The sequence below is a fragment of the Methylobacterium sp. Gmos1 genome (assembly GCF_053764715.1).
Map to the genome: position 1 here is coordinate 86,459 of NZ_JBSNCC010000019.1, position 23,173 is coordinate 109,631.

General features: G+C 70.7%; 18 protein-coding genes, 1 tRNA gene and 1 rRNA gene. 13 read left to right on the top strand and 7 right to left on the bottom strand.

The window, feature by feature from the left end; genetic code table 11:
• Window positions 1–31 precede the first annotated feature (31 nt).
• The 8 genes from ACS5PV_RS26685 to ACS5PV_RS26720 all read left to right on the top strand — a co-directional run bounded on the left by ACS5PV_RS26685 (window position 32) and on the right by ACS5PV_RS26720 (window position 8,231).
• Window positions 32–1,567 (top strand): ABC transporter substrate-binding protein, encoded by a 1,536-nt coding sequence (locus tag ACS5PV_RS26685; RefSeq protein ID WP_455398356.1) that lies wholly within the window; start codon window positions 32–34, stop codon window positions 1,565–1,567.
• Between the two features lie 284 nt (window positions 1,568–1,851).
• Window positions 1,852–2,793, top strand: coding sequence for an ABC transporter permease (locus ACS5PV_RS26690; RefSeq protein WP_455398357.1), 942 nt, complete (start codon window positions 1,852–1,854; stop codon window positions 2,791–2,793).
• Entirely contained in the window at window positions 2,790–3,644 is an 855-nt protein-coding gene (locus tag ACS5PV_RS26695) for an ABC transporter permease (protein ID WP_455398358.1), read from the top strand. Before ACS5PV_RS26690 ends, ACS5PV_RS26695 begins: the two co-directional genes overlap by 4 nt.
• Window positions 3,641–4,615 carry an ABC transporter ATP-binding protein gene (locus ACS5PV_RS26700; RefSeq protein ID WP_455398359.1) on the top strand — a complete coding sequence of 325 codons (975 nt, stop codon included), beginning with the start codon at window positions 3,641–3,643 and terminating at the stop codon, window positions 4,613–4,615. The genes ACS5PV_RS26695 and ACS5PV_RS26700 overlap by 4 nt, the downstream gene beginning before the upstream one ends.
• Window positions 4,612–5,607: an ABC transporter ATP-binding protein gene (locus ACS5PV_RS26705; protein ID WP_455398360.1), complete on the top strand. Its 996-nt coding sequence runs from the start codon at window positions 4,612–4,614 to the stop codon at window positions 5,605–5,607. The genes ACS5PV_RS26700 and ACS5PV_RS26705 overlap by 4 nt, the downstream gene beginning before the upstream one ends.
• Window positions 5,608–5,725: 118 nt before the next feature.
• Entirely contained in the window at window positions 5,726–6,139 is a 414-nt protein-coding gene (locus ACS5PV_RS26710; RefSeq protein ID WP_455398361.1) for a hypothetical protein, read from the top strand.
• A gap of 187 nt (window positions 6,140–6,326) precedes the next feature.
• Entirely contained in the window at window positions 6,327–6,875 is a 549-nt protein-coding gene (locus ACS5PV_RS26715) for a YciE/YciF ferroxidase family protein (RefSeq protein ID WP_455398362.1), read from the top strand.
• A 240-nt stretch (window positions 6,876–7,115) separates the two neighbouring features.
• Complete coding sequence (locus tag ACS5PV_RS26720) at window positions 7,116–8,231, top strand: calcium-binding protein (RefSeq protein WP_455398363.1); 1,116 nt, start codon at window positions 7,116–7,118, stop codon at window positions 8,229–8,231.
• A gap of 79 nt (window positions 8,232–8,310) precedes the next feature.
• On the opposite strand, the gene ACS5PV_RS26725 is transcribed toward ACS5PV_RS26720, so the two are convergent.
• The 5 genes from ACS5PV_RS26725 to ACS5PV_RS26745 form a co-directional block, all read right to left on the bottom strand.
• Window positions 8,311–10,626 (bottom strand): xanthine dehydrogenase family protein molybdopterin-binding subunit, encoded by a 2,316-nt coding sequence (locus ACS5PV_RS26725; RefSeq protein WP_455398364.1) that lies wholly within the window; start codon window positions 10,624–10,626, stop codon window positions 8,311–8,313.
• A gap of 299 nt (window positions 10,627–10,925) precedes the next feature.
• Window positions 10,926–11,279, bottom strand: a complete 354-nt coding sequence (locus ACS5PV_RS26730) for a HigA family addiction module antitoxin (protein WP_455398365.1) — start codon at window positions 11,277–11,279, stop codon at window positions 10,926–10,928.
• 120 nt (window positions 11,280–11,399) lie between these two features.
• Complete coding sequence (locus ACS5PV_RS26735) at window positions 11,400–13,163, bottom strand: response regulator (RefSeq protein WP_455398366.1); 1,764 nt, start codon at window positions 13,161–13,163, stop codon at window positions 11,400–11,402.
• Window positions 13,156–13,617 (bottom strand): response regulator, encoded by a 462-nt coding sequence (locus tag ACS5PV_RS26740; protein WP_455398367.1) that lies wholly within the window; start codon window positions 13,615–13,617, stop codon window positions 13,156–13,158. The genes ACS5PV_RS26735 and ACS5PV_RS26740 overlap by 8 nt, the downstream gene beginning before the upstream one ends.
• Window positions 13,618–13,625: 8 nt before the next feature.
• On the bottom strand, window positions 13,626–15,881 hold the full coding sequence (locus ACS5PV_RS26745; protein WP_455398368.1) for an ATP-binding protein: 2,256 nt from the start codon (window positions 15,879–15,881) through the stop codon (window positions 13,626–13,628).
• Window positions 15,882–16,302: 421 nt separating this feature from the next.
• On the opposite strand from ACS5PV_RS26745, the gene ACS5PV_RS26750 reads away from it, so the two are divergent.
• From ACS5PV_RS26750 to ACS5PV_RS26770, 5 genes are all read left to right on the top strand, one after another.
• Window positions 16,303–17,226 (top strand): LysR family transcriptional regulator, encoded by a 924-nt coding sequence (locus ACS5PV_RS26750; RefSeq protein ID WP_455398380.1) that lies wholly within the window; start codon window positions 16,303–16,305, stop codon window positions 17,224–17,226.
• Between the two features lie 120 nt (window positions 17,227–17,346).
• Window positions 17,347–18,540, top strand: a complete 1,194-nt coding sequence (locus tag ACS5PV_RS26755; protein ID WP_455398369.1) for a CaiB/BaiF CoA transferase family protein — start codon at window positions 17,347–17,349, stop codon at window positions 18,538–18,540.
• Window positions 18,537–19,472 (top strand): hydroxymethylglutaryl-CoA lyase, encoded by a 936-nt coding sequence (locus ACS5PV_RS26760; protein WP_455398370.1) that lies wholly within the window; start codon window positions 18,537–18,539, stop codon window positions 19,470–19,472. The genes ACS5PV_RS26755 and ACS5PV_RS26760 overlap by 4 nt, the downstream gene beginning before the upstream one ends.
• A gap of 170 nt (window positions 19,473–19,642) precedes the next feature.
• Window positions 19,643–20,965 (top strand): MFS transporter, encoded by a 1,323-nt coding sequence (locus tag ACS5PV_RS26765; RefSeq protein WP_455398371.1) that lies wholly within the window; start codon window positions 19,643–19,645, stop codon window positions 20,963–20,965.
• A gap of 251 nt (window positions 20,966–21,216) precedes the next feature.
• Window positions 21,217–22,836 (top strand): flavin-containing monooxygenase, encoded by a 1,620-nt coding sequence (locus tag ACS5PV_RS26770; RefSeq protein ID WP_455398372.1) that lies wholly within the window; start codon window positions 21,217–21,219, stop codon window positions 22,834–22,836.
• A gap of 110 nt (window positions 22,837–22,946) precedes the next feature.
• Here ACS5PV_RS26770 and ACS5PV_RS26775 read toward each other — a convergent pair.
• Window positions 22,947–23,023: transfer RNA gene (locus ACS5PV_RS26775), tRNA-Met, on the bottom strand.
• Window positions 23,024–23,067: 44 nt separating this feature from the next.
• A 5S ribosomal RNA gene (gene rrf / locus ACS5PV_RS26780) occupies window positions 23,068–23,173 on the bottom strand; the annotation flags it as partial.

The following is a 23,173-nucleotide window of genomic DNA, read 5'->3' on the forward strand; positions in this document are numbered from 1 at the left end:
CACCATGATAAATCACAGGGGGATCACCACGATGAGACGCGTCCTCTTCGCCTTCGCCCTGCTCGCCGCCGGGCCGGCTCTCGCGCAAACGTCCAAGACCCTGACGATCGGCATGGCGGCGGCCGACGTCAGCCAGCTCGATCCATTCCGGGCCACCAGCACCCAGGACAAGCCGGTCGTGTCCTGGATCTTCAACGGGCTGGTGCGGTTCAAGCCGGGCTCGACCAGCCTCGAGACCCTGGAGCCGGACCTCGCCGAATCCTGGACCCGCTCGGAGGACGGCCGCACCTGGACCTTCGCGCTGCGCAAGGGCGTGAAGTTCCACGGCGGCTACGGCGAGATGACCGCCGACGACGTGGTGTACTCGTTGAAGCGCGCCGCCGACCCCAAGACCTCGTCGTTCTCGACCGACTACGCCGCCTTCGACACCATCGAGGCGGTCGACCCGTACACGGTGCGGATCACCCTCAAGCATCCGGTGCCGTCGCTCCTCGGGCTCGTGGCGAACTACCACGGCGGCAACGTGCTCAGCCGCAAGGCGGTCGAGGCGCTCGGCAACGACTTCCGCCTCAAGCCCGTCGGCACCGGGCCCTTCGCCTTCGCCGAGTACAAGCCGAACGAGAGCGTTCGGCTGACCGCCAACCCGGACTACTTCCGCGGCAAGCCGAAGCTCGGCGGCATCCTCTACCGGCTGATCCCGGCCGACGCCGCCCGCGATCTCGCCTTCACCTCGGGCGAACTCGACATCGTCTACGGCCGCCAGGACCAGCGCTGGGCCGATCGGTTCGGCCGCGAGGCGGACGTCTCGGTCGACATCGTGCGGCCGGCGGAGCTGTCGCTCCTCCACCTCAACACCAGCCACAAGCCCCTCGACGACGTGCGGGTGCGCCGGGCCATCGCCCACGCGGTCAGCCAGGCGCAGATCGTCCAGTTCAAGGGCGCCAGCGTCACCGAGCCGGCGGTGTCGATCATCCCCAAGGGCTATCTCGGCACCGACGACACGGCGCCGCTGCCGGCGTACGACCTCGCCAAGGCCAAGGCGCTGCTGGCCGAGGCCGGCCACCCGAACGGGATCACCATCACGGCGATCCAGACCAGCCTGCCGACCATGCTGACCGCGATGCAGATCGTGCAGGGCCAGCTCAAGAAGGCCGGCATCGAGCTGAAGCTCGACGTGGTCGACCACCAGACCTTCCACGCCCAGATCCGCAAGGACCTGTCGGACGCGGTCTACTACGCCGCGGCGCGCTTTCCGGTCGCCGACACCTACCTGACCCAGTTCTTCGATTCGGCCTCGACGGTCGGCACGCCGACGGCGGTGACCAACTTCTCCCACTGCAACGCGGCCGACGCCGAGATCCGGGCGGCCCGCACCGAGCCCGACCCGGAGAAGCAGAAGGCTTTGTGGAAGACGGCTCAGGTGAAGATCATCGAGCAGGTCTGCGCCGTGCCGCTCTCGGAAGGCTTGCAGGTCTGGGCGCACCGCAAGACGGTCGATTACGGCTACGACTTCAAGGGCGCGATCCACTTAGGCCCGGTGATCACGGAAGCGACGGACAAGAAGTAAGTCTTTCTCGACGCGCGACTTGCTCGTTGTTCACGGTAGGTCGTGCGCATCCCCTCTCCCCGCGGGCGGGGAGAGGGCTCCGGCGACCTTGTCGTCGACGGAGCGAGGCGGCAGCCGATGGTGAGGGGGTATTTCCGGAGGAGCCTCATCCGGAGACACCCCCTCACCCCCGCCCTTCGGGCTCCCTGAGCCCCTTCGGAGCTCAGGCCTCTCCCCGCCCGCGGGGAGAGGAGAGACCCGCGTCTCGTCCGACGACGTGATTCCTCCAACCCCCGGCCCGCCCCATGCTCCAGTTCATCCTCAAGCGCTTCCTCCTGGCGATCCCGACGCTGGTGGCGGTGCTGACCGTGGTGTTCGTGCTCGTGCGGGTGGTACCGGGCGATCCGACCATCGTGATCCTCGGCGACCAGGCGAGCGCCTCCGCCCGGGCCGACCTGCGGGGCAAGCTCGGGTTGGATAAGCCCATTGTCGTCCAGTACCTCAGCTTCATGGGCCAGGTCGCCACCGGTGATATCGGCCGCTCGCTCACCACCAACCGGCCGGTGCTGGAGGACGTCGCGCACGTCCTGCCCTACACGATCGAGCTGACGCTCGCGGCGATCGCCATCGGCGTCGGGGTCGGCGTGCCGCTCGGCGTGGTCGCGGCGCGGCGGCGCGACGGGGTCGCCGACTGGATCGCCCGCATCGTGTCGCTCGCCGGCGTGTCGTTCCCGGCCTTCGTCTCGGGGATCCTGCTGCTGATCGCGTTCGCCGTGCAGCTGCGCTGGTTTCCGGTGATCTCGACCCCGCGCACCGGCGGGATCCTCGACCGGCTCGGCGCCCTGGTGCTGCCGGCGCTCAATCTCGGCCTCCTGATGGTCGCCTACGTCACCCGCGTCACCCGCTCGGGCATGCTGAAGGCGCTCGGCGAAGACTACGTTCGCACCGCCCGCGCCAAGGGCATGCCGGCCCGGATCGTGGTCTGGCGCCACGCGCTCCGCAACGTGCTGGTGCCGGTCGTCACCGTGGTCGGGCTCTATCTCGGGGTGCTGATCGGCAACGCGGTGCTGACCGAGATCGTGTTCAACCGCCCCGGCCTCGGCAAGCTGATCGTCACCGCGCTGACGCAGCGCGACTACAGCCTGCTGCAGGGCCTGATGGTCGTCTCCGCCTTCGCCATCGTGGTCGCCAACGTGCTCACCGACATCACCTACGGCCTCGTCGATCCGCGGGTCTCGGCCCAATGAGCGCGAGCGCCGCCTCCGCCGCCCCGAGCGCCTGGCGCCGGGCCACCCGCTCGCCGGGCCTGATGATCGGCGCCGTCACGGTGCTCGCGGTCATCGTCCTCGCCCTCCTCGCGCCGTGGATCGCGCCGTACGATCCCAACGAGCAGGACCCGGTCGCCGCCCTGATGGGGCCGTCGGCCGAGCACTGGTTCGGCACCGACTTCTTCGGCCGCGACGTGCTCTCGCGGGTGATCTGGGGCGCCCGGATCTCGCTCTCGGTCGGCTTCCTCGCCACCGCCATCGGGGTCGTCGTCGGCACGGTGATCGGGGTCGTCGCCGGCTATTTCGGCGGCTGGACCGACCGGCTCATCACGGCGGCCACCGACGTGCTGCTCAGCTTCCCCCAGCTCATCATGGGGCTGATGCTGGTGGCGGTGCTCGGCCCGAGCCTCGGCAACCTGATCCTCGCCATCGCGGTCACGGCGATCCCGGCCTTCATCCGCATCGCCCGGGGCTCGACGCTCGCCATGCGCCAGCGCGACTTCGTCGATGCCTGCCGGGCGCTCGGCTACTCCGACCTCCGCATCATGTTCGGCCACATCCTGCCGAACATCCTCGACGAGGTGGTGGTGCTGGCATCCCTCTGGCTCGCCACCGCGATCCGCACCGAATCGACGCTGGCCTTCATCGGGCTCGGCGTGCCGCCACCCACGGCCACCTGGGGCAGCATCGTGCGCGAGGGCTTCGACAACCTCCTCGACGCGCCCTGGCTGTCGATCTTCCCGAGCCTCGCCATCCTCGCCGTGATGGTCGGCCTCAACCTGATCGGCGATGGCTTGCGCGACGCCACCGACCCGCGGGGGGCACCATGACCACACCCGATCTCCTGCGGGTCGAGGGGCTGACCACCCAGATCCGGGTCGGCGGCACATGGTACGATGCGGTGCGCGAGGTGTCGTTCTCGGTCTCCGGGGGTGAGACCCTGGCCCTCGTCGGCGAATCGGGCTGCGGCAAGAGCCTCACCGCCCTCTCGGTGATGGGGCTGCTCGCTCCCAAGGTCGGCCGGGTCGCCGCCGGCGCGATCGTGGTCGACGGCACCGACATGCGGGCGGCCTCGGAGGCTGAGCGCGAGGCGATGCGCGGCGACCGCCTGGCGATGATCTTCCAGGAGCCGATGACCTCGCTCAATCCGGTCCTGACCATCGGCTTCCAGATCGCCGAGGCGCTGCGGCGCCATCGCGGCCTGTCGAAGGCGGCGGCCCGCGAGAAGGCGGTCGCCCTCCTCGAACGGGTGCGGGTGCCCTCGGCGGCCGAGCGCATCGACGCCTACCCGCACCAGTTCTCCGGCGGCATGCGCCAGCGGGTGATGATCGCGATGGCGCTCGCCTGCTCGCCCCGCGTGCTGATCGCCGACGAGCCGACGACGGCCCTCGACGTCACCATCCAGGCGCAGGTGCTGGCTCTCCTCGCCGACATCCAGCGCCGCGAGGGGCTGGCGGTGCTGCTCATCACCCACAATCTCGGCGTCGTCGCCTCGGTCGCCGACCGGGTGATGGTGATGTATGGCGGCGACGTGGTCGAGAGCGCGCCGGTACGCGCCTTCTTCGCCCGGCCGACCCACCCCTACGCGGAAGGCCTGCTCCAGGCGATGCCCCGCGTCGACCGGGTGCAGGAACTGGCGGCGATCCCCGGCACGGTGCCGACCCTGCCGGAGATGCCGGAGGGTTGCCGCTTCCAGGGCCGGTGCTCGCTGCGCGAGGAGCGCTGCCGCGAGCGCCCGCCGCTCGTGCCGCTGACGGGCGCGCCCGACCACGCGGTGCGCTGCTGGGTGAGGGCCGCATGAGCACGATCACGAGCACGATCACCTCGCCGCTGCTCGAGGTCGAGGACCTCTCGAAGACCTTCACCATCCGCCGCGGCTTCCCGGTCGCGAGGACGAGCCTCGTGCGCGCCCTCGACCGGGTCTCGTTCCAGGTCGCCCGCGGCGAAGCGCTCGGCATCGTCGGCGAGTCGGGCTGCGGCAAGTCCACCACGGCGCGGGTGGCGCTGCGCCTCACCGAGGCCGACGGCGGCAGCGTCCGCTTCGACGGGCAGGACGTGCTGGCGGCCTCCGGCGGCGCGATGCGGCGCCTGCGGCGGCGGATGCAGATCGTGTTCCAGGACCCCGCCTCCTCTCTCGATCCGCGCCAGCGCATCGGCGAGGCGCTGGCCGAGCCGCTGCGGGTGCACGGCCTCGCCCGCGGGGCGGAGGCGTCCGAGCGGGTCGGCGCGCTGCTGGCCGAGGTCGGCCTGCCGGCGAGCGCCGCCGCGCGCTTTCCCCACGAATTCTCCGGCGGCCAGCGCCAGCGCATCGGCATCGCCCGGGCGCTCGCGCTCGGGCCCGACCTGATCTTCGCCGACGAGCCGGTCTCGGCCCTCGACGTCTCGGTCCAGGCGCAGATCCTGCGGCTGCTCGGAAGCTTGCGCCAGGCCCGGACCCTCGCCTTCGTGTTCATCTCGCACGATCTCGGCGTGGTCCGGCACTTCTGCCAGCGGGTGAGCGTGATGTATCTCGGCCGCGTGGTCGAGACCGGCCCGGTCGGCCCGCTCTTCGAGGAGCCGCTGCACCCCTACACCCGGCTCCTCAAGGCCTCCTCGCCGGTGCCGGACCCGGAGCGGCCGGTGGCGATGAGCTTCCAGGAGGGCGAGCCGCCCTCCCCGCTCAAGCCGCCGCCGGGCTGCCACTTCCACCCCCGCTGCCCGCACGCCGTCGACCGCTGCCGCGCCGAGGCGCCCGCTCTGCGCGAGGCGGCGCCGGGCCGGGCGGTCGCCTGCCACCTCTACGACGGGGCGTGACGGTTCCTCCGTAGACGGCCGCTCCGTCCGGGGCACGACGGCGCTATCCCCATCGGGCCGGATTGCTCTAGCTTTCCCGAGCGGCGACGAAGCGCCTTGTGAAGGGGGACGACGGACGATGAAGAAGCTCGGTATGATGGCGGTCGTTGGATTGGGCCTGATCGGCGCGGTGGGCACCGCCGTGGCCCAGCCCTATGGCAGCCCCGATTATGGCTACCGCGACCGCGGCGACTACCGGGACCGCGACTATCGCGGCCGCGACAGCGATTACCGCGACCGCGGCGAGTATCGCGACCGCCGCGACGATTACGGCCGGCGCGACGACTATCGCGGCCGCGAGCGCGACTACGGCTCCCGCGACCGCGACCGGGATTACGGCGAGCGCAGCCGTGGCGGCGTCGCCTTCAACGAGCGCGAGTACCTGCGCTGCAACCCGGACGTGGCCCGCGCCGTGCTCGCCGGCAAGATGGAATCGGGCCAGAAGCACTTCCAGGTCCACGGCTTCCGCGAGGGCCGCAAGCTGTCCTGCTGACCCCACCCGGAGTGCGACCGCCGCCGGGGACGATCGCCCCGGCGGCGGGGGTGCCGGCCCGCTCCCGAATCGACGTTTTCCACGATTGCGTCCGGACCCCTGCCAGATTCCACGCGTTCTGCCTGCGATCCCGGTTCGACGAGCCGGCGATCGGGTCAGTTGACCTTCAGTCAAGGCAGGCGCGCGTATGGCAACCAAGCAGAAGACATTGCAGGACGCGTTCTACGAGACGCTCAAGGACGTGTACTATGCCGAGCGGCAATCGGTCCGTGCGCTGAAGAAGGCGGCCAAGTCGGCGCAACACGAGGAGTTGCGGCAGGCCTTCGAGACCCATGCCGAGGAGAGCGCGACCCAGGTCGAGCGGATCCAGCAGGTCTTCGACATCATCGGCAAGCCCGCCCGCGGCAAGACCTGCGAGGCGATGCAGGGCCTGACGAGCGAGATGGAGGAGGACCTGGAGGATTTCGGCGACGGCCCGGCCGCGGATGCGGTGCTGGCCGCCTCGGCCCAGGCCCTCGAACACTACGAGATCGCCCGCTACGGCACGCTGAAGACCTGGGCGCTCCAGCTCGGCCACGAGGACGCCGCCCGGCTCCTCGACGAGACGCTCCAGGAAGAGAAGAAGACCGACCAGCTCCTGACCGACCTCGCCGAGCGCCTGAACGCCGAGGGTGCGCAGGGCGGCGAGTCCGGTTCGTCCAAATCCGGCTCGTCCAGATCGGGCAAGGCGGCCTGACCCAGCCGATTCGGGAGGCGCCGGTGCAGCGCCTCCCTCGCTTCCGCGTGGCAGGCACGGCGGCGCAGGCATCTGCGCCGCTGGAATTCGCGCATCTCCAGCATATTTCGTTGTAATGGTCCCGATGTTGCTCGTTGTAATCAGAAATATTCATTGATTAATCTGGATCAAGGTTCGATCTCTTCATATCTATAGGTTTGCGCCGTCGCAACTCCTGTCCAATCCTCGGAAGGATGAAGCATGGCCACGATCACCGGCACGAACGGCAACGACGCCCTCACCGGCACGGCTGCCAACGACGTCATCCTCGGCCTCCTCGGTGACGACACGATCACCGATCCGGGCGGCTTCAACCGCATCGACGGGCAGGACGGCAACGACGTCATCACCGGCGGGGCCGACATCGACTACATCGCCGGCGGGCCCGGCAACGACGTCATCTACGGCGGCGCGGGCGTCGACCAGCTCATCGGCGAGGCCGGCGACGACCTGATCTACGGCCAGGACGGCGACGACTACGCCGCCGGCAACCCGGGCAACGACACGATCTATGGCGGTGCCGGCAACGACTTCTTCGTCGGCGAGCAGGGCAACGACCAGGTGTTCGGCGAGGCCGGCAACGACTTCGTCGCCGGCGGCGAGGACGACGACCTGGTGAGCGGCGGCGACGGCGACGACCTCGTCGACGGCGACCTCGGCAACGACACGCTGCTGGGCGACGCCGGCAACGACGTGCTGTTCGGCGATTACGGCAACGACCGGATGAACGGCGGGCCGGGCAACGACCGGCTCGACGGCGCGGTCGGCACCGACACGGCGGTGTTCGACGCGGCCTTCCGCGACCTTCGCGTCACGTCGTCCGGGTCGCTCGCGACCTTCGACGGGGCGACGGGCACCGACGAGGTCAGGAACACCGAAGTCTTCGAGTTCTCCGACCGCACCATCGTCCAGGCCGACGGCAACGCCGCGGTCGACGACCTGTTCTATCTCAGCCAGTACACCGACGTGCTGCTCGCCGGCCAGGATGCGGAGGCGCATTTCGGCCAGTATGGCTGGAAGGAAGGCCGCGACCCCAACGCCTATTTCGACACCAAGGGCTATCTCGCCGCCTACGGCGACGTGGCGGCGGCCGGCATCGACCCGCTCCAGCACTACCTGCAATATGGCTGGAAGGAGGGCCGCGACCCCTCGGCCAATTTCGACACCAAGGCCTACCTGGCGGCCAATCCCGACGTGGCGGCGGCCGGCATCAACCCGCTGGAGCACTTCCTGCAGTACGGCGCCGGCGAGGGCCGCGCGGTGCAGGCGGGCGACGGCGCCTTCGCGGCTGCCACGGCGCCGGGGGTCTATACCTGAGCGGCCCCTGGTCACCGCAAAGGAAACGGCGCCCGGCCTCGTGGCCGGGCGCCGCATCCCATCGTCAGAGCCGTCGCCGTCAGGCGGCGGCCGCCTTGCGCAGGGGCTCCAGCGCCGCGAACATCCGGGCCGGGGTCGCCGGCATGTCGATGTCGCGCAGGCCCACGCTGCGGTCGAGGGCGTCGACCACCGCGTTCATGATCGCCGGGCAGGAGCCGATGCTGCCGGCCTCGCCCGCGCCCTTGATGCCCATCGGGTTGGTGGTCGATGGCACGTTCTTCGTCTCGAAGTGGAAGAACGGCACGTCGCCGGCCCGCGGCATCGCGTAGTCCATGAAGCTCGCGGTCAGGAGCTGGCCGTCGTCGTCGTAGACCGTGCGCTCGTGCAGCGCCTGGCCGATGCCCTGCACCACCCCGCCATGGACCTGGCCGGCGAGCAGCAGCGGGTTCACCACGATGCCGAAATCGTCGCACACGGTGTAGCGCACGATCGTGGTGATGCCGGTCTCGGGGTCGATCTCGACCTCGGCGACGTGGGTGCCGTTGGGGTAGGTCGCGCTCGGCGGCACGAAGTCGCCCTGGCCGGTCAGCGCCGCCTCGCTGGCCTTGGGCAGGTTCGCCAGCGCCGCGAAGTCGATCGACCGGTCGGTGCCGGCAACCCTCACCGCGCCCTCGGCGATCTCGAGATCCTGGACGCCTGCCTCCAGCTCCTCGGAGGCGAGTTCCTTGAGCTTGCCGGCGAGGTTCTTCGACGCGGCGCCCACCGAGATGCCCCCGACGGGAATCGAGCGCGAGCCGCCGGTGCCGGCGCCCGTGGCGACCTTGTCGGTGTCGCCCTGCACCATCCGGATGCGCTCCAGCGGCAGGTCGAGATGCTCGGCCGCGAACTGGGCGTAGGCGGTGGCGTGGCCCTGCCCGTTCGACTGGGTGCCGACATAGACGGTGGCGCCGCCGTCCTTGTCGAGGGTGATCTTGACGTCCTCGCCCTCGCCCCAGGCGGTGCACTCGATGTAGGTGGCGAGCCCGATGCCGCGCACGAGGCCGTTGCGCTGCGATTCCGCGGCGCGGGCCTCGAATCCGTTCCAGTCCGCCGCCTCGATGGCGCGGCCCATATGGGCGGCGAAGTCGCCGGTGTCGTAGGTGCGGTCGCCGATCGGGGTGGTGTAGGGCATCGCGCTCGGCGGGATGAAGTTGCGCCGGCGGATCTCGGCCGGCGACATCCCGGTCTCCCGCGCCGCCCGGTCGACCAGGCGCTCGATCAGGTAGGCCGCCTCCGGCCGCCCGGCGCCGCGATAGGCGTCGACCGGCACGGTGTTGGTGTAGACGCCGCGCACCCGCACGTAGACCGCCGGGGTCTTGTAGACGCCGGTCAGCATCGTGGCGCCGAGGTAGGGGATGTAGGGCCCGTACTGCGACAGGTAGGCGCCGAGATCGCCGATCACGTCGAAGCGCATGGCGAGGAAGGTGCCGTCCGCGTCGAGCGCGACCTCGCCGACCGAGAGGTTGTCGCGCCCCTGCGTGCAGGCGACGAAGTGCTCGCCGCGCTCCGACACCCACTTCACCGGCCGGTTCAGCCGGCGCGCGGCCTCCGCCGCCAGCGGGTACTCGCGGTAGGTGAAGGTCTTGGTGCCGAAGCCGCCGCCGACGTCACCGGTGACGACCCGGATCTGGTCCTTCCCGACCCCGAGCACGCCCGTCAGCGTCTTGCGCAGGCCGTGCACGCCCTGGCTCGGGATGGTGAGGGTGAAGCGCTTGGCCCCCGCATCGTACTCGGCGACGACGCTGCGGGTCTCCATGTAGTTGGTGACGAGGCGCTGGTTCTCGACCTCGACCTTCACCACCTTGGCGGCCTTGGCGAAGGCGGCGTCGACCGGGGCCTTGTCGCCCATGGCCGCGTCGAACGAGACGTTGTCGGGCTGCTCGTCCCACACGGCGGTGGCGCCGCCCGCGATCGCGCCGCGGATGCCGACGACGGCCGGCAGCACCTCGTAGTCGATCCCGATCGCCTCGACGGCGTCGCGCGCCTGCGCCACCGTGTCGGCGACCACGAAGGCGACGGCGTCGCCGATATGCTTGACGACGCCCTTGGCGAGCAGCGGGATGTTGGCGACGTGGTTCTGGCTGCCGTCGCTGTTCGGCAGCGGCGCTTGGCACTTGATGTCGCCGAGGCCGGCCACGTCCTCGGCGGTGAGCACGAGGTGCACGCCGGGCATCGCTCTCGCGGCCTCGACGTCGGTGATGGTGAACCTGGCGTGGGCGTGCGGGCTGCGCAGCAAAGCCGCGTGCAGGCAGCCCTCGGGGGCGTGGTCGTCGCCGTAATGGCCCTCGCCGGTGATCAGCCGACGATCCTCGACCCGGCGCAGGGGCTGGCCGAGACCGAACTTGGTCACTGTCATGGAAACCTCGCGATGCGATGCGGAACGGGAGGCACGAGCGGCCGCGAAGGCCGGCTAAGGGGACACGGGGCTCGCGCGATCGAGGGGATGCGACGGCGGACGGCGTCCGCTCCCGCCTGCGCGGGGACACGGATCGATCGGGCCCCGGCCATGGATGTCACCATGGGTCCTGCCATGCGGCGTTCATCCTCCCGTGGACCGGCCGAGCGTGCGGCCCGGTCCTTATCGCGGGGAACCTAGCATGCCGGATCGGAGGCGTCTGCGGCGCTGCTGACGCGGCGCCCCTCGCCGCAGGGCCGTCACGCGGCGTCGGGCACGGGGCTGATGCCGTCGAGTTCGGCTCCGATCGCCGCCAGCAGCATCTCGCTCGCGAAACGGATCGGGAGGTTGAGCCAGAACAGGTGCGAAGTGCGGAAGTAGCGGCTCAGGCGCAAGGCGGTGTCGGCGCTGATGCCGATCTCTTCCTTGACGATGCGCTCGATGCGCGAGCGCGGCAGGTTGAGAGCCTTGGCGACCGTGCCGGCCGAGAGGCCGAGCGGTGCCATGAACTCCTCGCGCAGGATCTCCCCCGGGTGGACCAGCGGCAGCACCGTGACGCCCTCGGTGTCGTCGAAGGACCGCCGCAGGGCGTCGAGCGTGATGGTGTCCGACATGGGGGGCCCTCGAAGACTGTTCAATTCGCTCGACGGCCTCGACATCCTCCGCGGCGCCGGAGTGACCAGGAGGGTGGATGGTCCGTCGCTGTGGCCGCGGACCGTCCGCGTGCACGGCGCTCACCCCCGGCCCGTACCGACCACCCGCACCGGCGTCTCCGCGCCCCCGCTCACCAGGGTCAGCCGCGGTCGCGGGTCGAGGATCGACGCGACCTTGCGCTCCAGGTCCTCGCCGCGGAACGGCTTCTGCACCACCCGGTCCTCGCCGCCGCCCTCGATCCGCGACAGGGCGGTGTGGTCGGCGTAGCCGGTGACGAACAGGATCTGGATCTGCGGCCAGCGGCTGCGGATCACGGTCGCCACCTCGGCCCCGTTCATCCCCGGCATCGCGAAGTCGAGCACCGCGAGGTCGACGCAAGGGTCGGCCTCGAGCGCCTGGATCGCCGCGAGGCCCGAGCCCGCCTCGCGGATCGCGTAGCCGGCCTCGCCGAGGCGCGTCGTGGTGATGTCGCGCACCGCGCTGTCGTCGTCGACGACCAGGATCACCCGCTGGTCGCCGGGCTCGCGGACCCGCGCGCAGTCGATCTCGACCGGGCGCGACTCGCGCGGGACGGCGCCCGCGGCCACCCGCGGCAGGTAGACCCGCACCGAGGTGCCCTCGCCGGGTGTCGTCTCGATGCGCACGCCGCCGCCGGACTGCTTGGCGAAGCCGTAGACCTGGGCGAGGCCGAGGCCCGAGCCCTTGCCGACCTCCTTGGTGGTGAAGAACGGCTCGAACACCCGGGCGAGCACCTCGGGCGCGATCCCGGTGCCGGTGTCGCTCACCGCCACCATGGCGTAGTCGCCGGGGTTCGGCTCCTCGGGCCGGCCCGGCTCGGCCATGAGCGGCACGTTGGCGGTCTCGATCGTCAGGCAGCCGCCGACCGCCATCGCGTCGCGGGCGTTGATCGCGAGGTTGAGGATGATGAGCTCGATCTGGGTCGCGTCGACGAGGGCCGGCCACAGGTCGGGCTGGAGCGTCATCTCGATGCGGACCGAGCCGCCCATCGAGCTCTGCAGCAGGTCGCGCATCGACGCGACGGTCTGGTTGAGCTGCACCGGCACCGGCGCAAGCTTCTGGCGGCGCGAGAAGGCGAGGAGCTGGGCGGTGAGCCGGGCGCCGCGCTCGGCGGCGCCCCGCATCATGTCGAGCCGGCGCTTCGAGCGCTCGTCCGAGACCGCGCGCTCCAGGAACTCGATGTTGCCGGCGATCACGGTCAGCAGGTTGTTGAAGTCGTGGGCGACGCCGCTGGTGAGCTGGCCCACCGCCTCGAGCCGCTGGGCCTGGCGCAGGGCGTCCTCGACCCGCTCGCGCTCGGCGATCTGGTGCTGGAGCGCGGCGTTGGTCTCGGCGAGCTCGCGCGTGCGCTCCGCGACGCGTTGCTCGAGGGATTCGTTGAGGTCGCGCAGGGCCTGCTCGGCGGCGTCGCGGCGCAGGTGGGCGCTGGCCTCCGAGAGGGCCCGCAGGATGACCCGCGGCAGCCGGTCGAGGCGCTGCTTGGTCACGTAGTCGGTGGCGCCGTGCTTCAGGGCCTCGACGGCCACGTCCTCGCCGAGGGTGCCGGAGACGAACACGAACGGGACGTCCGGGCAGGTCTCCCGGGCGGTGGCGAGCGCGCTCATCCCGTCGAAGGCGGGCAGCACGTAATCGGCCAGGATGATGTCGTGGCGGCGCTGGAGCGTGGCCGCGGTGAAGGCGTCGCGGGTGATCACCCGGTCGAGAACGATGGCGAGCCGCGCATCCTCCAGGACGGCGCAGAGCAGTTCGGTGTCGAGGTCGCTGTCCTCAAGCAGCAGGATGCGCAAGGGGGCGGCGCCGTCCTCCGGCGCGATCGCCTCACTCACCGGTGGCCCAATCGGCGCGGTGGGGCGGCGGCTCGTTGAGGACGGCCCAGAACACGCCGAGGTCCTGGATCGCCTCGAAGAACTCCTTGAACCCGACCGGCTTGACCACGAAGGCGTTCACGCCGAGCTGGTAGGAGCGCACGAGGTCGCTCTCCTCCCGCGACGAGGTCAGCATCACGATCGGGATCGCCCGCATCTTCGGGTCGCCCTTCACCGCCGCCAGCACCTCGAGCCCGTCGACCTTCGGCAGCTTCAGGTCGAGCAGCACGACCGCCGGGTCCTGCACCGGCCGGTCGGCGTGCGGGCCCTGGCGGCGCAGGAATTCCAGCGCCTCGGCCCCGTCGCGGCAGATGACGATCTTGTTCGCCAGCTGGCTCTTCTCGAGCGCCGCGAGGGTGAGCTCGATGTCGTTGGGGTTGTCCTCGACGAGGAGGATCGGCTTGAGGTCGGCCATGGCGCTCTCTAACGGATGGGGAGCGTGAAGTGGAAGGTCGCGCCCTGGCCGAGGACGCCCTCGGCCCAGACCTGTCCACCGTGACGCTCGACGATGCGGCGGACATTCGCAAGCCCGATGCCGGTCCCCTCGAACTCCTCGACCCGGTGCAGGCGCTGGAACACGCCGAACAGCTTGCCGACATAGGCCATGTCGAAGCCGACGCCGTTGTCGCGCACGGCGAACACCGCCTCGCCGTCGCGGTCGGCCTCGCGGGAGACCTCGATCACCGCTTCAGAGCGGCCGCGGGTGTACTTGACCGCGTTGGAGAGCAGGTTCTCGATCACCAGGCGCATCATCACCGGGTCGGCCTGGGCCCGGCCGAGCGGCCCGACCTGCCAGCGGATCGCCCGCTCGAGCGGGATGTCGCGGATCATCTTCCGGCGCACGTCCTCGACGAGCTGGTTCATGTCGCAGGAGATGCGGTTGAGGGCGTTGCGGCCCATCTGCGAGAAGGTCAGCAGGTTGTCGACCAGGGTGCCGGCGGAGAACGCCGCCTCGATGATGGTGTCGACGTAGCGCCGGCCGCGCTCCGAGAACTTCTCTCCCTCGCGCGAGCGCAGGAGCTCGGCGTAGCCGACGATGTGGCGGAACGGCGCCCGCAGGTCGTGGCTGACCGAGTACGAGAACGCCTCAAGCTCCTTGTTCGAGCGCTGCAACTCCTCGGTGAGGGCCGCCAGCTCCTCGGCCCGGCGCAGCACGATGCCGAGCACCGCGGCGCGCAGGTCCTTGGCGGTGTCGACCTCCGGCACGGTCCAGGGCAGGGAGCGGCCCTGCAGGGTCTCCTTCCAGGTCTCGAAGGATTTGCGCGGGTGCAGCCGGTCGGGGCCGCCGGCCGGGTCCTTGGAGGTGACCTTCCTCGGCTCGCCGCCCCAGCGCACGGTCTGCACCACCTCGGGCCGGAACCACATCACGTAGCTGGCGTACTTCTCCGAGATCGAGATGGCGAGGAGCCCGCTCGCGGTGTCGGCGATGGTGCGCGCCGGCGGGAATTCCTCGCCCAGCGCGTCGGTGACGTGCACCGCCTCGCCGCCATGCTCGGCCGAGAGCCACTCGTAGACCGCCCGCACCTGCCGCTCGGAGGGGGTGCGGCCCATCAGGTGGCAGCGATGGTCGGTGACGATCGCCGCGCCGCCGGCATTGGCCATCGCCAGCACGTCCTCGGGGTGGTTGAGGAAGCCCTGGACGAAGGTCTCCTCCTCGGCCATGAAGCCGAGCAGCCGCGACTGGATCGCCCCCAGCGCCAGGCGCTGCTCGGAGAGCGCCCCGCGCTCCTTGGCGGCGAGCTGCAGCGCGAAGGTCTGGGTGAGGATGTCGCAGGCGTTGCGGGTCTGGAGCGGCACCCGCCGCGGCGTCTTGTTGTGGCAGGAGATCAGGCCCCACAGCGCGCCCTCGACCAGGATCGAGATCGACATCGACGCCATGGTGCCCATGTTGCGCATGTACTCGACGTGGACCGGCGAGACGCTGCGCAGGATCGACTGGCCGAGGTCGAGGGGCTGTCCGGTCGTCGGCGACAGGGGCGGCACCAGCGGCACCGGCTCGTAGCCGGCGTCGGGGATGATGCGCAGGCGGTTGCGGCGGTAGAGCTCGCGGGCCTGGGCCGGGATGTCGGAGGCCGGAAAGCGCAGGTCGAGGTAGGACGGCAGCACGCCGTTGCCGTCCTCGGCCACCACGGTGCCGTGCCACTCGCGGTCGAAGCGGTAGACGAGCGCGCGGTCGAACCCGGTGAGCAGGCGGATGTCGGCGGCGAGAAGCCCGCACAGCTCCTCGACGCTGGAAGCGCCGTGCAGCGCCTCGATGAAGGCCCGCAGGCGCGGGTAGAGCGTGTCGAGGCTGCCGGAGGCCGCGGTCTCGCCGGCATTCTCCTCGAATTCGAGCACCGTGCGCTCGCCCGAGCGGTGGGCGGCGAGGTCGTAGAGGCGCGGGCCCTCGCCGGTCTCGAGGGCAAGCACGCCGAGATAGGCCGCGCCGTCGTGGTCGAGCTGGGTCGTCAGCGCCTCGATCAGCGGCGCCCCGATCTCCGGCATCGCCTCGGCGAGCGGCTTGCCGTGGGCCCTCGCCGCCGGGCGGCCGGGCAGGTCCGGCAGGTTGGCGCTGGCCTGGGCGACGCGCAAGGCCGGTCCTTCGAGCGCCAGCAGGAAGCCGTGCGGCTGCAACGTGCCGAGGATGTGGATCGGCTCCTTGTCGCAGGCCGTGAGTTCCGCCGGTTGCACAGGCCGCATGGTCGCCCTCGTCCCTCGCGCCGTCCGAATCGTGACAGGGCTCACCCGGGCACCTTACGGGAAGCCCACCTATCCCACCAGTGCGCGAAACCCGCGCGGCCCCGTAAATCGGCCGCAATCGATTCCCGGCCTCACGGGGCACGTCATCGCGTTTATCGGTGCTGACGATCAGTCGTCTTTGCAGCCCGCCGGGCTCGACACCGGGTCTTCATCGATGGTTGGCGTCGTCGTCGCCGAAGAGGCGTGAGCCCTCGCGCAGGCGAGAGACCGACATGCCTTCGATGAGGCCAGGGGCCGCGCCGGACGGTCTTGATCTGCCGCAGGTGCCGGGACCGACGACGCGTTGGCGCGCCGGCCCGAAGGCGCCTACGATCCGCTTCGCGCGAGCCGCAATTCCCCCCAACCTCGCGGAGAGCGGGCCATTCCCGACGAGCCTCCCGCCTCCGGCCTCCTCAACCGCCTCGACCTCAAGACGCTGCGGCTGTTCGCGGCGATCTGCGAGGAGGGCACGCTCAACGGCGCGGCCCGGCGTGCGGCGATCGCGCCCTCGGCCGTGAGCAAGCGCCTGGCCGAGATGGAGCAGGCCTTGGGGAGCCAGCTGCTGACCCGCGAGCCGCGGGGGATGCGCCCGACGCCGGCCGGCGAGACGCTGCTCCACCATACCCGCCGCATGCTGGCGAGCGCCGAGCAGATCGCGCTCGAACTCGCCGAGCACGCCAAGGGGGTGCGCGGCATCGTCCGGATGCTCGCCAACCTCTCGGCGATCGTGCAGTTCCTGCCCGAGGACCTGCGCGCCTTCCAGGCCCGGCAGGGCGCGATCAGGATCGACCTGGAGGAGCGGCCGAGCGGCGGGGTGATCCGCGGCGTCGCCGAGGGCGCGGCCGAGATCGGCATCTGCTCCGGCTCCGTCGCGTCGCACGAGCTGCAAAGCACGCTCTACCGGCGCGACCGGCTCGTCCTGGTGATGCGGCGCGAGCACCCGCTCGCCTCGCGCGCGAGCATCGCCTTCGCCGACGCCCTCGGCTACGACTTCATCGGCCTGCACGCCCAGAGCTCGATCCACGACAGCGTCCGGGCCGAGGCGCAACGCCTCGGCAGACCCTTGCGCCTGCGGGTGCACGTGCCGGGCTTCGACGCGGTCTGCCGCATGGTCCAGGCCGACATGGGCCTCGGCGTGGTGCCGGAGCAGGTCTTCGGCCTGATCGGCGGCGCGATGCAGCTCGCGGCGGTCCCGCTCGTCGACCCGTGGGCCGCACGCGAACTCATCATCGTGACGCGGCCCGGCACGCTCTCGCCCGCCGCCGGGCTCCTCGTCGCGCACCTGTCGCAAGGTCCCGCGACCTGATCCTGCGTTCCCGGTCCTTGCGTTCTCCGCACGCGAACGGTCGCTCGCGAGATACGGTTGGATCGTCCCCGCCCTCCTCCAGTATAGAGAGGCACAATCAAGCCTGATGGAGGAAATGCCATGAGCGGACCGCTCGCGGGCATTCGCGTTCTGGAACTCGGCCAGCTCATCGCCGCGCCCTTCGCCACCCGCCTGATGGCGGAGTTCGGCGCCGAGGTGATCAAGGTCGAGCCGCCCGGCGAGGGCGATCCCTTGCGCAAGTGGCGCAAGATGCACGAGGGCACCTCGCTCTGGTGGTACCTGCAATCGCGCAACAAGAAGTCGATCGCCGTCAACCTGAAGTCGCCGGAAGGCCTCGCGGTCGTCAAGCAGCTCGCCGAGAGCGCCGACGTCGTCGTCGAGAATTTTCGCCCCGGCGGCCTGGAGAAGCTCGGCCTCGGCTGGGACGTGCTCTCGGGCCTCAACCCGAACCTCGTGATGGTCCGCATCTCCGGCTACGGCCAGACCGGGCCCTACCGCGACCGGCCCGGCTTCGGCGCCATCGGCGAATCGATGGGCGGCATCCGCTTCACCACCGGCGATCCGACCACCCCGCCCGCCCGCGTCGGCGTCAGCATCGGCGACACGCTCGCTTCGCTCCACGGCGTGATCGGCGCGCTGATGGCGCTCCTGCGGGTCAAGACCGGCCAGGGGGCCGGCCAGGTCATCGACGTCTCGCTCGTCGAGAGCGTGTTCAACGTCATGGAGAGCCTGGTGCCGGAATACGACCTGCTCGGCGAGGTCCGCACCCGCACCGGCGGCGCGCTGCCCGGCATCACGCCCTCGAACACCTACCCGACGAAGGACGGCGGCTTTGTCGTCATCGCGGGCAACAGCGACCCGATCTTCCGCCGCTTCATGGCGGCGATCGGCCGGCCCGACCTCGCCGAGAACCCGGATTTCCGCAACAACGAGGGCCGCTCGAAACAGGCCGCGATGCTGGATTCCGTCATCACCGACTGGACGAAGAGCCAGACCGTGACCGAGGCGCTGGAGGTGCTCGACCGCGCCGAGGTCCCGGCCGGCCGGATCTACTCGGTCGCCGACATCGTCACCGACCCGCACTACCTCGCCCGCGACATGATCCTGCAGGCCGAGCTTCCGGGCGACACCAAAGTGAAGATGCCCGGCATCGTGCCGAAGCTCTCCGAGACCCCCGGCACCGTGCGCTGGCAGGGCCCGGCGCTCGGTGCACACACCGATTCGGTCCTGTCCGATCTCGGCTTCGACGAGGCCGCGATCTCGTCGCTGCGCCAGAAGGGAGCCGTCGCGTGAGCCGGAGCGGCCAGGACCCCATCATCGTCCAGGAGGTCGCGACCCGCGACGGCTTCCAGATCGAGCCGGCCTTCGTGCCGACGCCCGAAAAGATCCGGCTGATCGACGCGCTCTCGACCGCGGGCTTTTCCCGCATCGAGGTCTCGTCCTTCGTCTCGCCGAAGGCGGTGCCGGCGCTCGCCGACGCGGCCGAGGTGTTTTCCGGTATCGCCCGCCGCCCGGGCACGACCTACGTCGCCCTCGTGCCGAACCCGAAGGGCGCCGAGCGGGCGCTGGCGGCCAAGGCCGACGAGATCAACCTCGTCGCCTCGGTGAGCGAGACCCACAACCGCGCCAACATGGGCATGACGCCCGACGCCTCGATCCGGGGCTTCTCCGCCATCATGGAGACGGCGCGGGGGGAGGTCAGCGTCAACGCCACCGCCGCGACCGCCTTCGGCTGCCCGTTCGAGGGGCCCGAGCCCGAGGACAAGGTGGTGGCTCAGGTCGAGCGCTACCTCGCCCTCGGGGTGGACGGCGTGACGCTCGCGGACACCACCGGCATGGCCAACCCGCGCCAGGTCGCCCGCCTCGTCGCCCGGGTGCTGCCGCTCGTCGGGCCCGAGCGCCTGACGCTGCACTTCCACAACACCCGCGGCTGCGGCCTCGCCAACGTGCTCGCGGCCTTCGAGGCCGGCGCGCGCCGGTTCGACGCGGCGCTGGGCGGCCTGGGCGGTTGCCCGTTCGCGCCGGGTGCGACCGGCAACATCTGCACCGAGGACCTGGTCAGCATGGCCGAGGAGATGGGGCTCTCGACCGGCCTCGACCTCGACGCGCTCATCGCCCTCTCCCGCGACCTGCCCCGCCTCGTCGGCCACGACGTGCCGGGCCAGGTCGCCAAGGCCGGCCGGCCGCTCGACCTGCACCAGGCTCCGCCGCTCAAGGCGGCCTGACCACCGGCCCGCGAGCCGCCCGGGAGAAGGCGGCCACGGTCCATCCCACCGCACCGAACCCTGCCCCGCCCGCATCCCCGGGCGCAGGCGCCCCCATGCCCGCATTGCGGGCGACGTCTTTGCCCTGCCCGCATCGCGGGCGACGTCTCTGCATGTCCGGAGGAAACCCCATGGCCATCGCCACCGCCGGCCCGCTCGCCGGCTCGGACGCCCTCACCGAGGCGGCCGTCGTTCGCAAGGTCGCCTGGCGGCTGATGCCGCTCATCATGATCTGCTACCTGTTCGCGTTCTTCGACCGCATCAACATCAGCTTCGCCAAGTTCCAGCTCCAGAGTGACCTCGGCTTCAGCAACGTCGCCTATGGGCTGGGCGCCAGCATGTTCGTCGTCGGCTACGTGATCTTCGAGGTGCCCTCGAACCTCGCGCTCTACCGGGTCGGCGCGCGGCGCTGGATCGCCCGGATCATGATCTCGTGGGGCATCGCCACCGCGCTGATGATCTTCATCCGCACCGAGTGGCACTTCTACGTCCTGCGCTTCCTGATCGGCGCGATGGAGGCCGGCTTCGCCCCGGGCATCCTCTATTACCTCACCCTGTGGTTCCCGGCCTCGTTCCGCGGCCGCATCACCTCGTTCATGTTCGTCGCCTCGGCCTTCGCCGGCATCGTCGGCGCACCGGTGGCCGGCCTGATCCTCGGCGGGCTCAACGGCGTGGCGGGCCTCGCCGGCTGGCAGTGGCTCTTCCTCGCCGGCGGCCTGCCCTGCCTGATCCTTGGCGCCCTGGTGCTCAGCCGCCTCGACGACCGCATCGCGGATGCGCGCTGGCTGTCGGCGCAAGAGAAGGACCTCCTGTCCTCGCGCATCGCCCACCACAACCGCGACATCGGCGACCATTCGCTCTGGGGGGCGATCAAGCAGCCGGGCTTCCTGCTCATCGCCTTCGTATACTTCCTATTGCAGGTCGGCTCCTACGGCCTGAACTTCTGGGGGCCGGACCTGATCAAGACCGCGACCGGCGGGACCGCGGCCTCGGTCGGGTTCCTGACGGCCATCCCTTACATCTGCGGCGCGATCAGCATGATCGTCATCGGGCGCCTGTCGGACGCCTCGGGCGAGCGGCCGAAATTCGTCGCCGGCCTCGCCGTCGCGGCTGCGATCGGCTTCTTCCTCGCCGGCCTGTTCGACAAGCAGATCGTGCCCTTGATGATCGCGCTCGCCCTTCTCGGCTCCGGCATCGTCGCGTCGATCCCGACCTTCTGGACCCTGCCGGCGAAGCTCGTCACCGGCGTCGGCGCGGCGGGCGGCATCGCGCTCATCAACACGCTCGGCCAGTTCGGCGGCATCGTCAGCCCGGTCATGGTCGGCTGGGTCAAGGACCTCACCGGCTCCACCACCCCGGCGCTCTACGGCATCGGCTGCCTCTGCCTCGTCGCGGCCGGGCTCCTGCTCTTCGCGACGCCCGAGAGCCTGCGCCGCAGCGACCGCGGCGTCTGACGGTTGAAGGGCGGCGGGCCAGACCCGCCGCCCGCCGGACGAGCCCGGGGAGGACGCGGCCCCCCTCGAGAGCCGGCCTGATCTCTCCTCATGGGTGGCGCGCGCTGATGGCGCGTGGTCGCGGTGCCGGGCGCTTGCTAGCCTCGCCGGATCGAGGCCCCGCGGCCACGCCATGACCCGCGGGCGCCGGACAATCACGGAGCCGGGCGCCGAGAGGCGCCACGGCACCCGGACAGGGAGAGGCCGACGCCATGAGAGAGCCACACGAGGCCGGTCCCCGGCGATTCGACGCGATCGTCGTCGGGGCCGGATTCTCCGGCCTGTACCAGCTGCACCTGCTGCGCGACCGGCTCGGCCTGTCGGTGCGGGTGCTGGAGGCGGCCGAGGGCATCGGCGGCACCTGGTACTGGAACCGCTATCCCGGGGCGCGCTGCGACTCCGAGAGCTACTATTATTCCTACTCGTTCTCGCGCGAACTCGAGGACGAGTGGGAGTGGACCGAGCGCTACCCCGAGCACGGCGAGATCCGCCGTTACCTCGACCACGTCGCCGACCGGTTCTCCTTGCGGCGCGACATCCAGCTGAACACCCGCGTCGCCGGTGCGGCCTACGACGAAGCCGCCAACCTCTGGACGGTCACCACCGAGACCGGCGAGCGGTTCGAGGCGCAGTTCCTGATCACCGCCGTCGGCTGCCTGTCGAGTGCCAACGTGCCGGCGATCCCCGGCCTCGAGACCTTCTCGGGCGCGTGGTTCCATACCGGCCGCTGGCCGCATGAGGGCGTCGACTTCTCGGGCAAGCGCGTCGGGCTGATCGGCACCGGCTCGACCGGCATCCAGGCGACGCCGGTCATTGCCGCCGAGGCGGCCCACCTCACGGTGTTCCAGCGCACCGCCAATTACAGCGTGCCGGCCCGCAACGGCCCGATGGACGACGGGTTCAAGGCCTGGGTCCGCGAGAATTCGTCGGATTTGCGCGCCAAGGCCCGCGCGACGCCGAACGGCCACCCGTTCGACTTCCACGACCGCTCCGCCTTCGACGTGTCGCCGCAGGAGCGGCAGGCGATCTACGAGGCGGCCTGGGAGCGGGGAGGCCTGCGCTTCCGCGCCGCCTTCCGCGACATCATGCTCGACCGGGACGCCAACGAGACCGCCTCGGAATTCATCCGTGCCAAGATCCGCAGCATCGTGGCGGATCCTGAGACCGCGGAAGCGCTGACGCCGCGCGACCACCTGTTCGCGACCAAGCGCCCGCCGATCGACACGCACTACTTCGAGACCTTCAACCGCCCGAACGTCACCCTCGTCGACCTGAAGAAGGCGCCGATCGAGGCGATCGTGCCGGAGGGCGTGCGCACCGTCGACGCGACCTACCCGCTCGACGTGATCGTGTTCGCCACCGGCTTCGACGCCCTCACCGGCCCCTTGCTCAACCTCGACATCCGCGGACGCGACGACGTCAGGCTGAAGGACGTGTGGGCGGCGGGACCGAAGAGCTATCTCGGCTTGCAGGTGCCGGGCTTCCCGAACCTGTTCACCATGACCGGGCCGGGCAGTCCCTCGGTGCTGACCAACATGCCGGTGGCGATCGAGCAGCACGCCGAATGGATCGCCGCCTGCATCGCGCACCTGCGCGAGCGCGGGCTCGACCGGATCGAGGCGAAGGCGGAGGCCGCGGAGTCGTGGGGCGCCGAGGTCGACCGGGCGGCCTCGGCGACGCTGCTGCCGATGGCGAGCAGCTCGTGGTACCTGGGCGCCAACGTGCCGGGCAAGCCGCGGGTGTTCATGCCCTATGCCGGCGGCATGGCGCATTACCGCGGCATCTGCGAGCGCGTCGCGGCGCAGGGCTACGACGGCTTCGCCTTGCGCTGAACTCCTCTCCCCCGCCGTCCGGCGGGGGCGACCATGCCGGGGACGCGGCGCTTTGTCGGCCCGAACGCGAAAAAGCCCGCCAGGATGACCTGACGAGCTTTCACGTTGGTTGGTTGCGGGGACAGGATTTGAACCTGTGACCTTCAGGTTATGAGCCTGACGAGCTACCGGGCTGCTCCACCCCGCGCCAGGGTGTTGTCGCGATGAGGGAACGTGTGACGTGCTTGGCAGGTCTGGCGGTGACCGACTCTCCCGTGTCTTGAGACACAGTACCATAGGCGCTGGGGCGGTTAACGGCCGAGTTCGAGATGGGATCGGGTTCTGATCACCCCGCTCA

Excerpts from the sequence above, each read along its gene's own strand:
- ACS5PV_RS26685 (WP_455398356.1), top strand. The coding sequence starts at position 32 with ATGAGACGCGTCCTCTTCGCCTTCGCCCTGCTCGCCGCCGGGCCGGCT.
- ACS5PV_RS26690 (WP_455398357.1), top strand. The coding sequence starts at position 1,852 with ATGCTCCAGTTCATCCTCAAGCGCTTCCTCCTGGCGATCCCGACGCTG.
- ACS5PV_RS26695 (WP_455398358.1), top strand. The coding sequence starts at position 2,790 with ATGAGCGCGAGCGCCGCCTCCGCCGCCCCGAGCGCCTGGCGCCGGGCC.
- ACS5PV_RS26700 (WP_455398359.1), top strand. The coding sequence starts at position 3,641 with ATGACCACACCCGATCTCCTGCGGGTCGAGGGGCTGACCACCCAGATC.
- ACS5PV_RS26705 (WP_455398360.1), top strand. The coding sequence starts at position 4,612 with ATGAGCACGATCACGAGCACGATCACCTCGCCGCTGCTCGAGGTCGAG.
- ACS5PV_RS26710 (WP_455398361.1), top strand. The coding sequence starts at position 5,726 with ATGAAGAAGCTCGGTATGATGGCGGTCGTTGGATTGGGCCTGATCGGC.
- ACS5PV_RS26715 (WP_455398362.1), top strand. The coding sequence starts at position 6,327 with ATGGCAACCAAGCAGAAGACATTGCAGGACGCGTTCTACGAGACGCTC.
- ACS5PV_RS26720 (WP_455398363.1), top strand. The coding sequence starts at position 7,116 with ATGGCCACGATCACCGGCACGAACGGCAACGACGCCCTCACCGGCACG.
- ACS5PV_RS26725 (WP_455398364.1), bottom strand. The coding sequence starts at position 10,626 with ATGACAGTGACCAAGTTCGGTCTCGGCCAGCCCCTGCGCCGGGTCGAG.
- ACS5PV_RS26730 (WP_455398365.1), bottom strand. The coding sequence starts at position 11,279 with ATGTCGGACACCATCACGCTCGACGCCCTGCGGCGGTCCTTCGACGAC.
- ACS5PV_RS26740 (WP_455398367.1), bottom strand. The coding sequence starts at position 13,617 with ATGGCCGACCTCAAGCCGATCCTCCTCGTCGAGGACAACCCCAACGAC.
- ACS5PV_RS26745 (WP_455398368.1), bottom strand. The coding sequence starts at position 15,881 with ATGCGGCCTGTGCAACCGGCGGAACTCACGGCCTGCGACAAGGAGCCG.
- ACS5PV_RS26755 (WP_455398369.1), top strand. The coding sequence starts at position 17,347 with ATGAGCGGACCGCTCGCGGGCATTCGCGTTCTGGAACTCGGCCAGCTC.
- ACS5PV_RS26765 (WP_455398371.1), top strand. The coding sequence starts at position 19,643 with ATGGCCATCGCCACCGCCGGCCCGCTCGCCGGCTCGGACGCCCTCACC.
- ACS5PV_RS26770 (WP_455398372.1), top strand. The coding sequence starts at position 21,217 with ATGAGAGAGCCACACGAGGCCGGTCCCCGGCGATTCGACGCGATCGTC.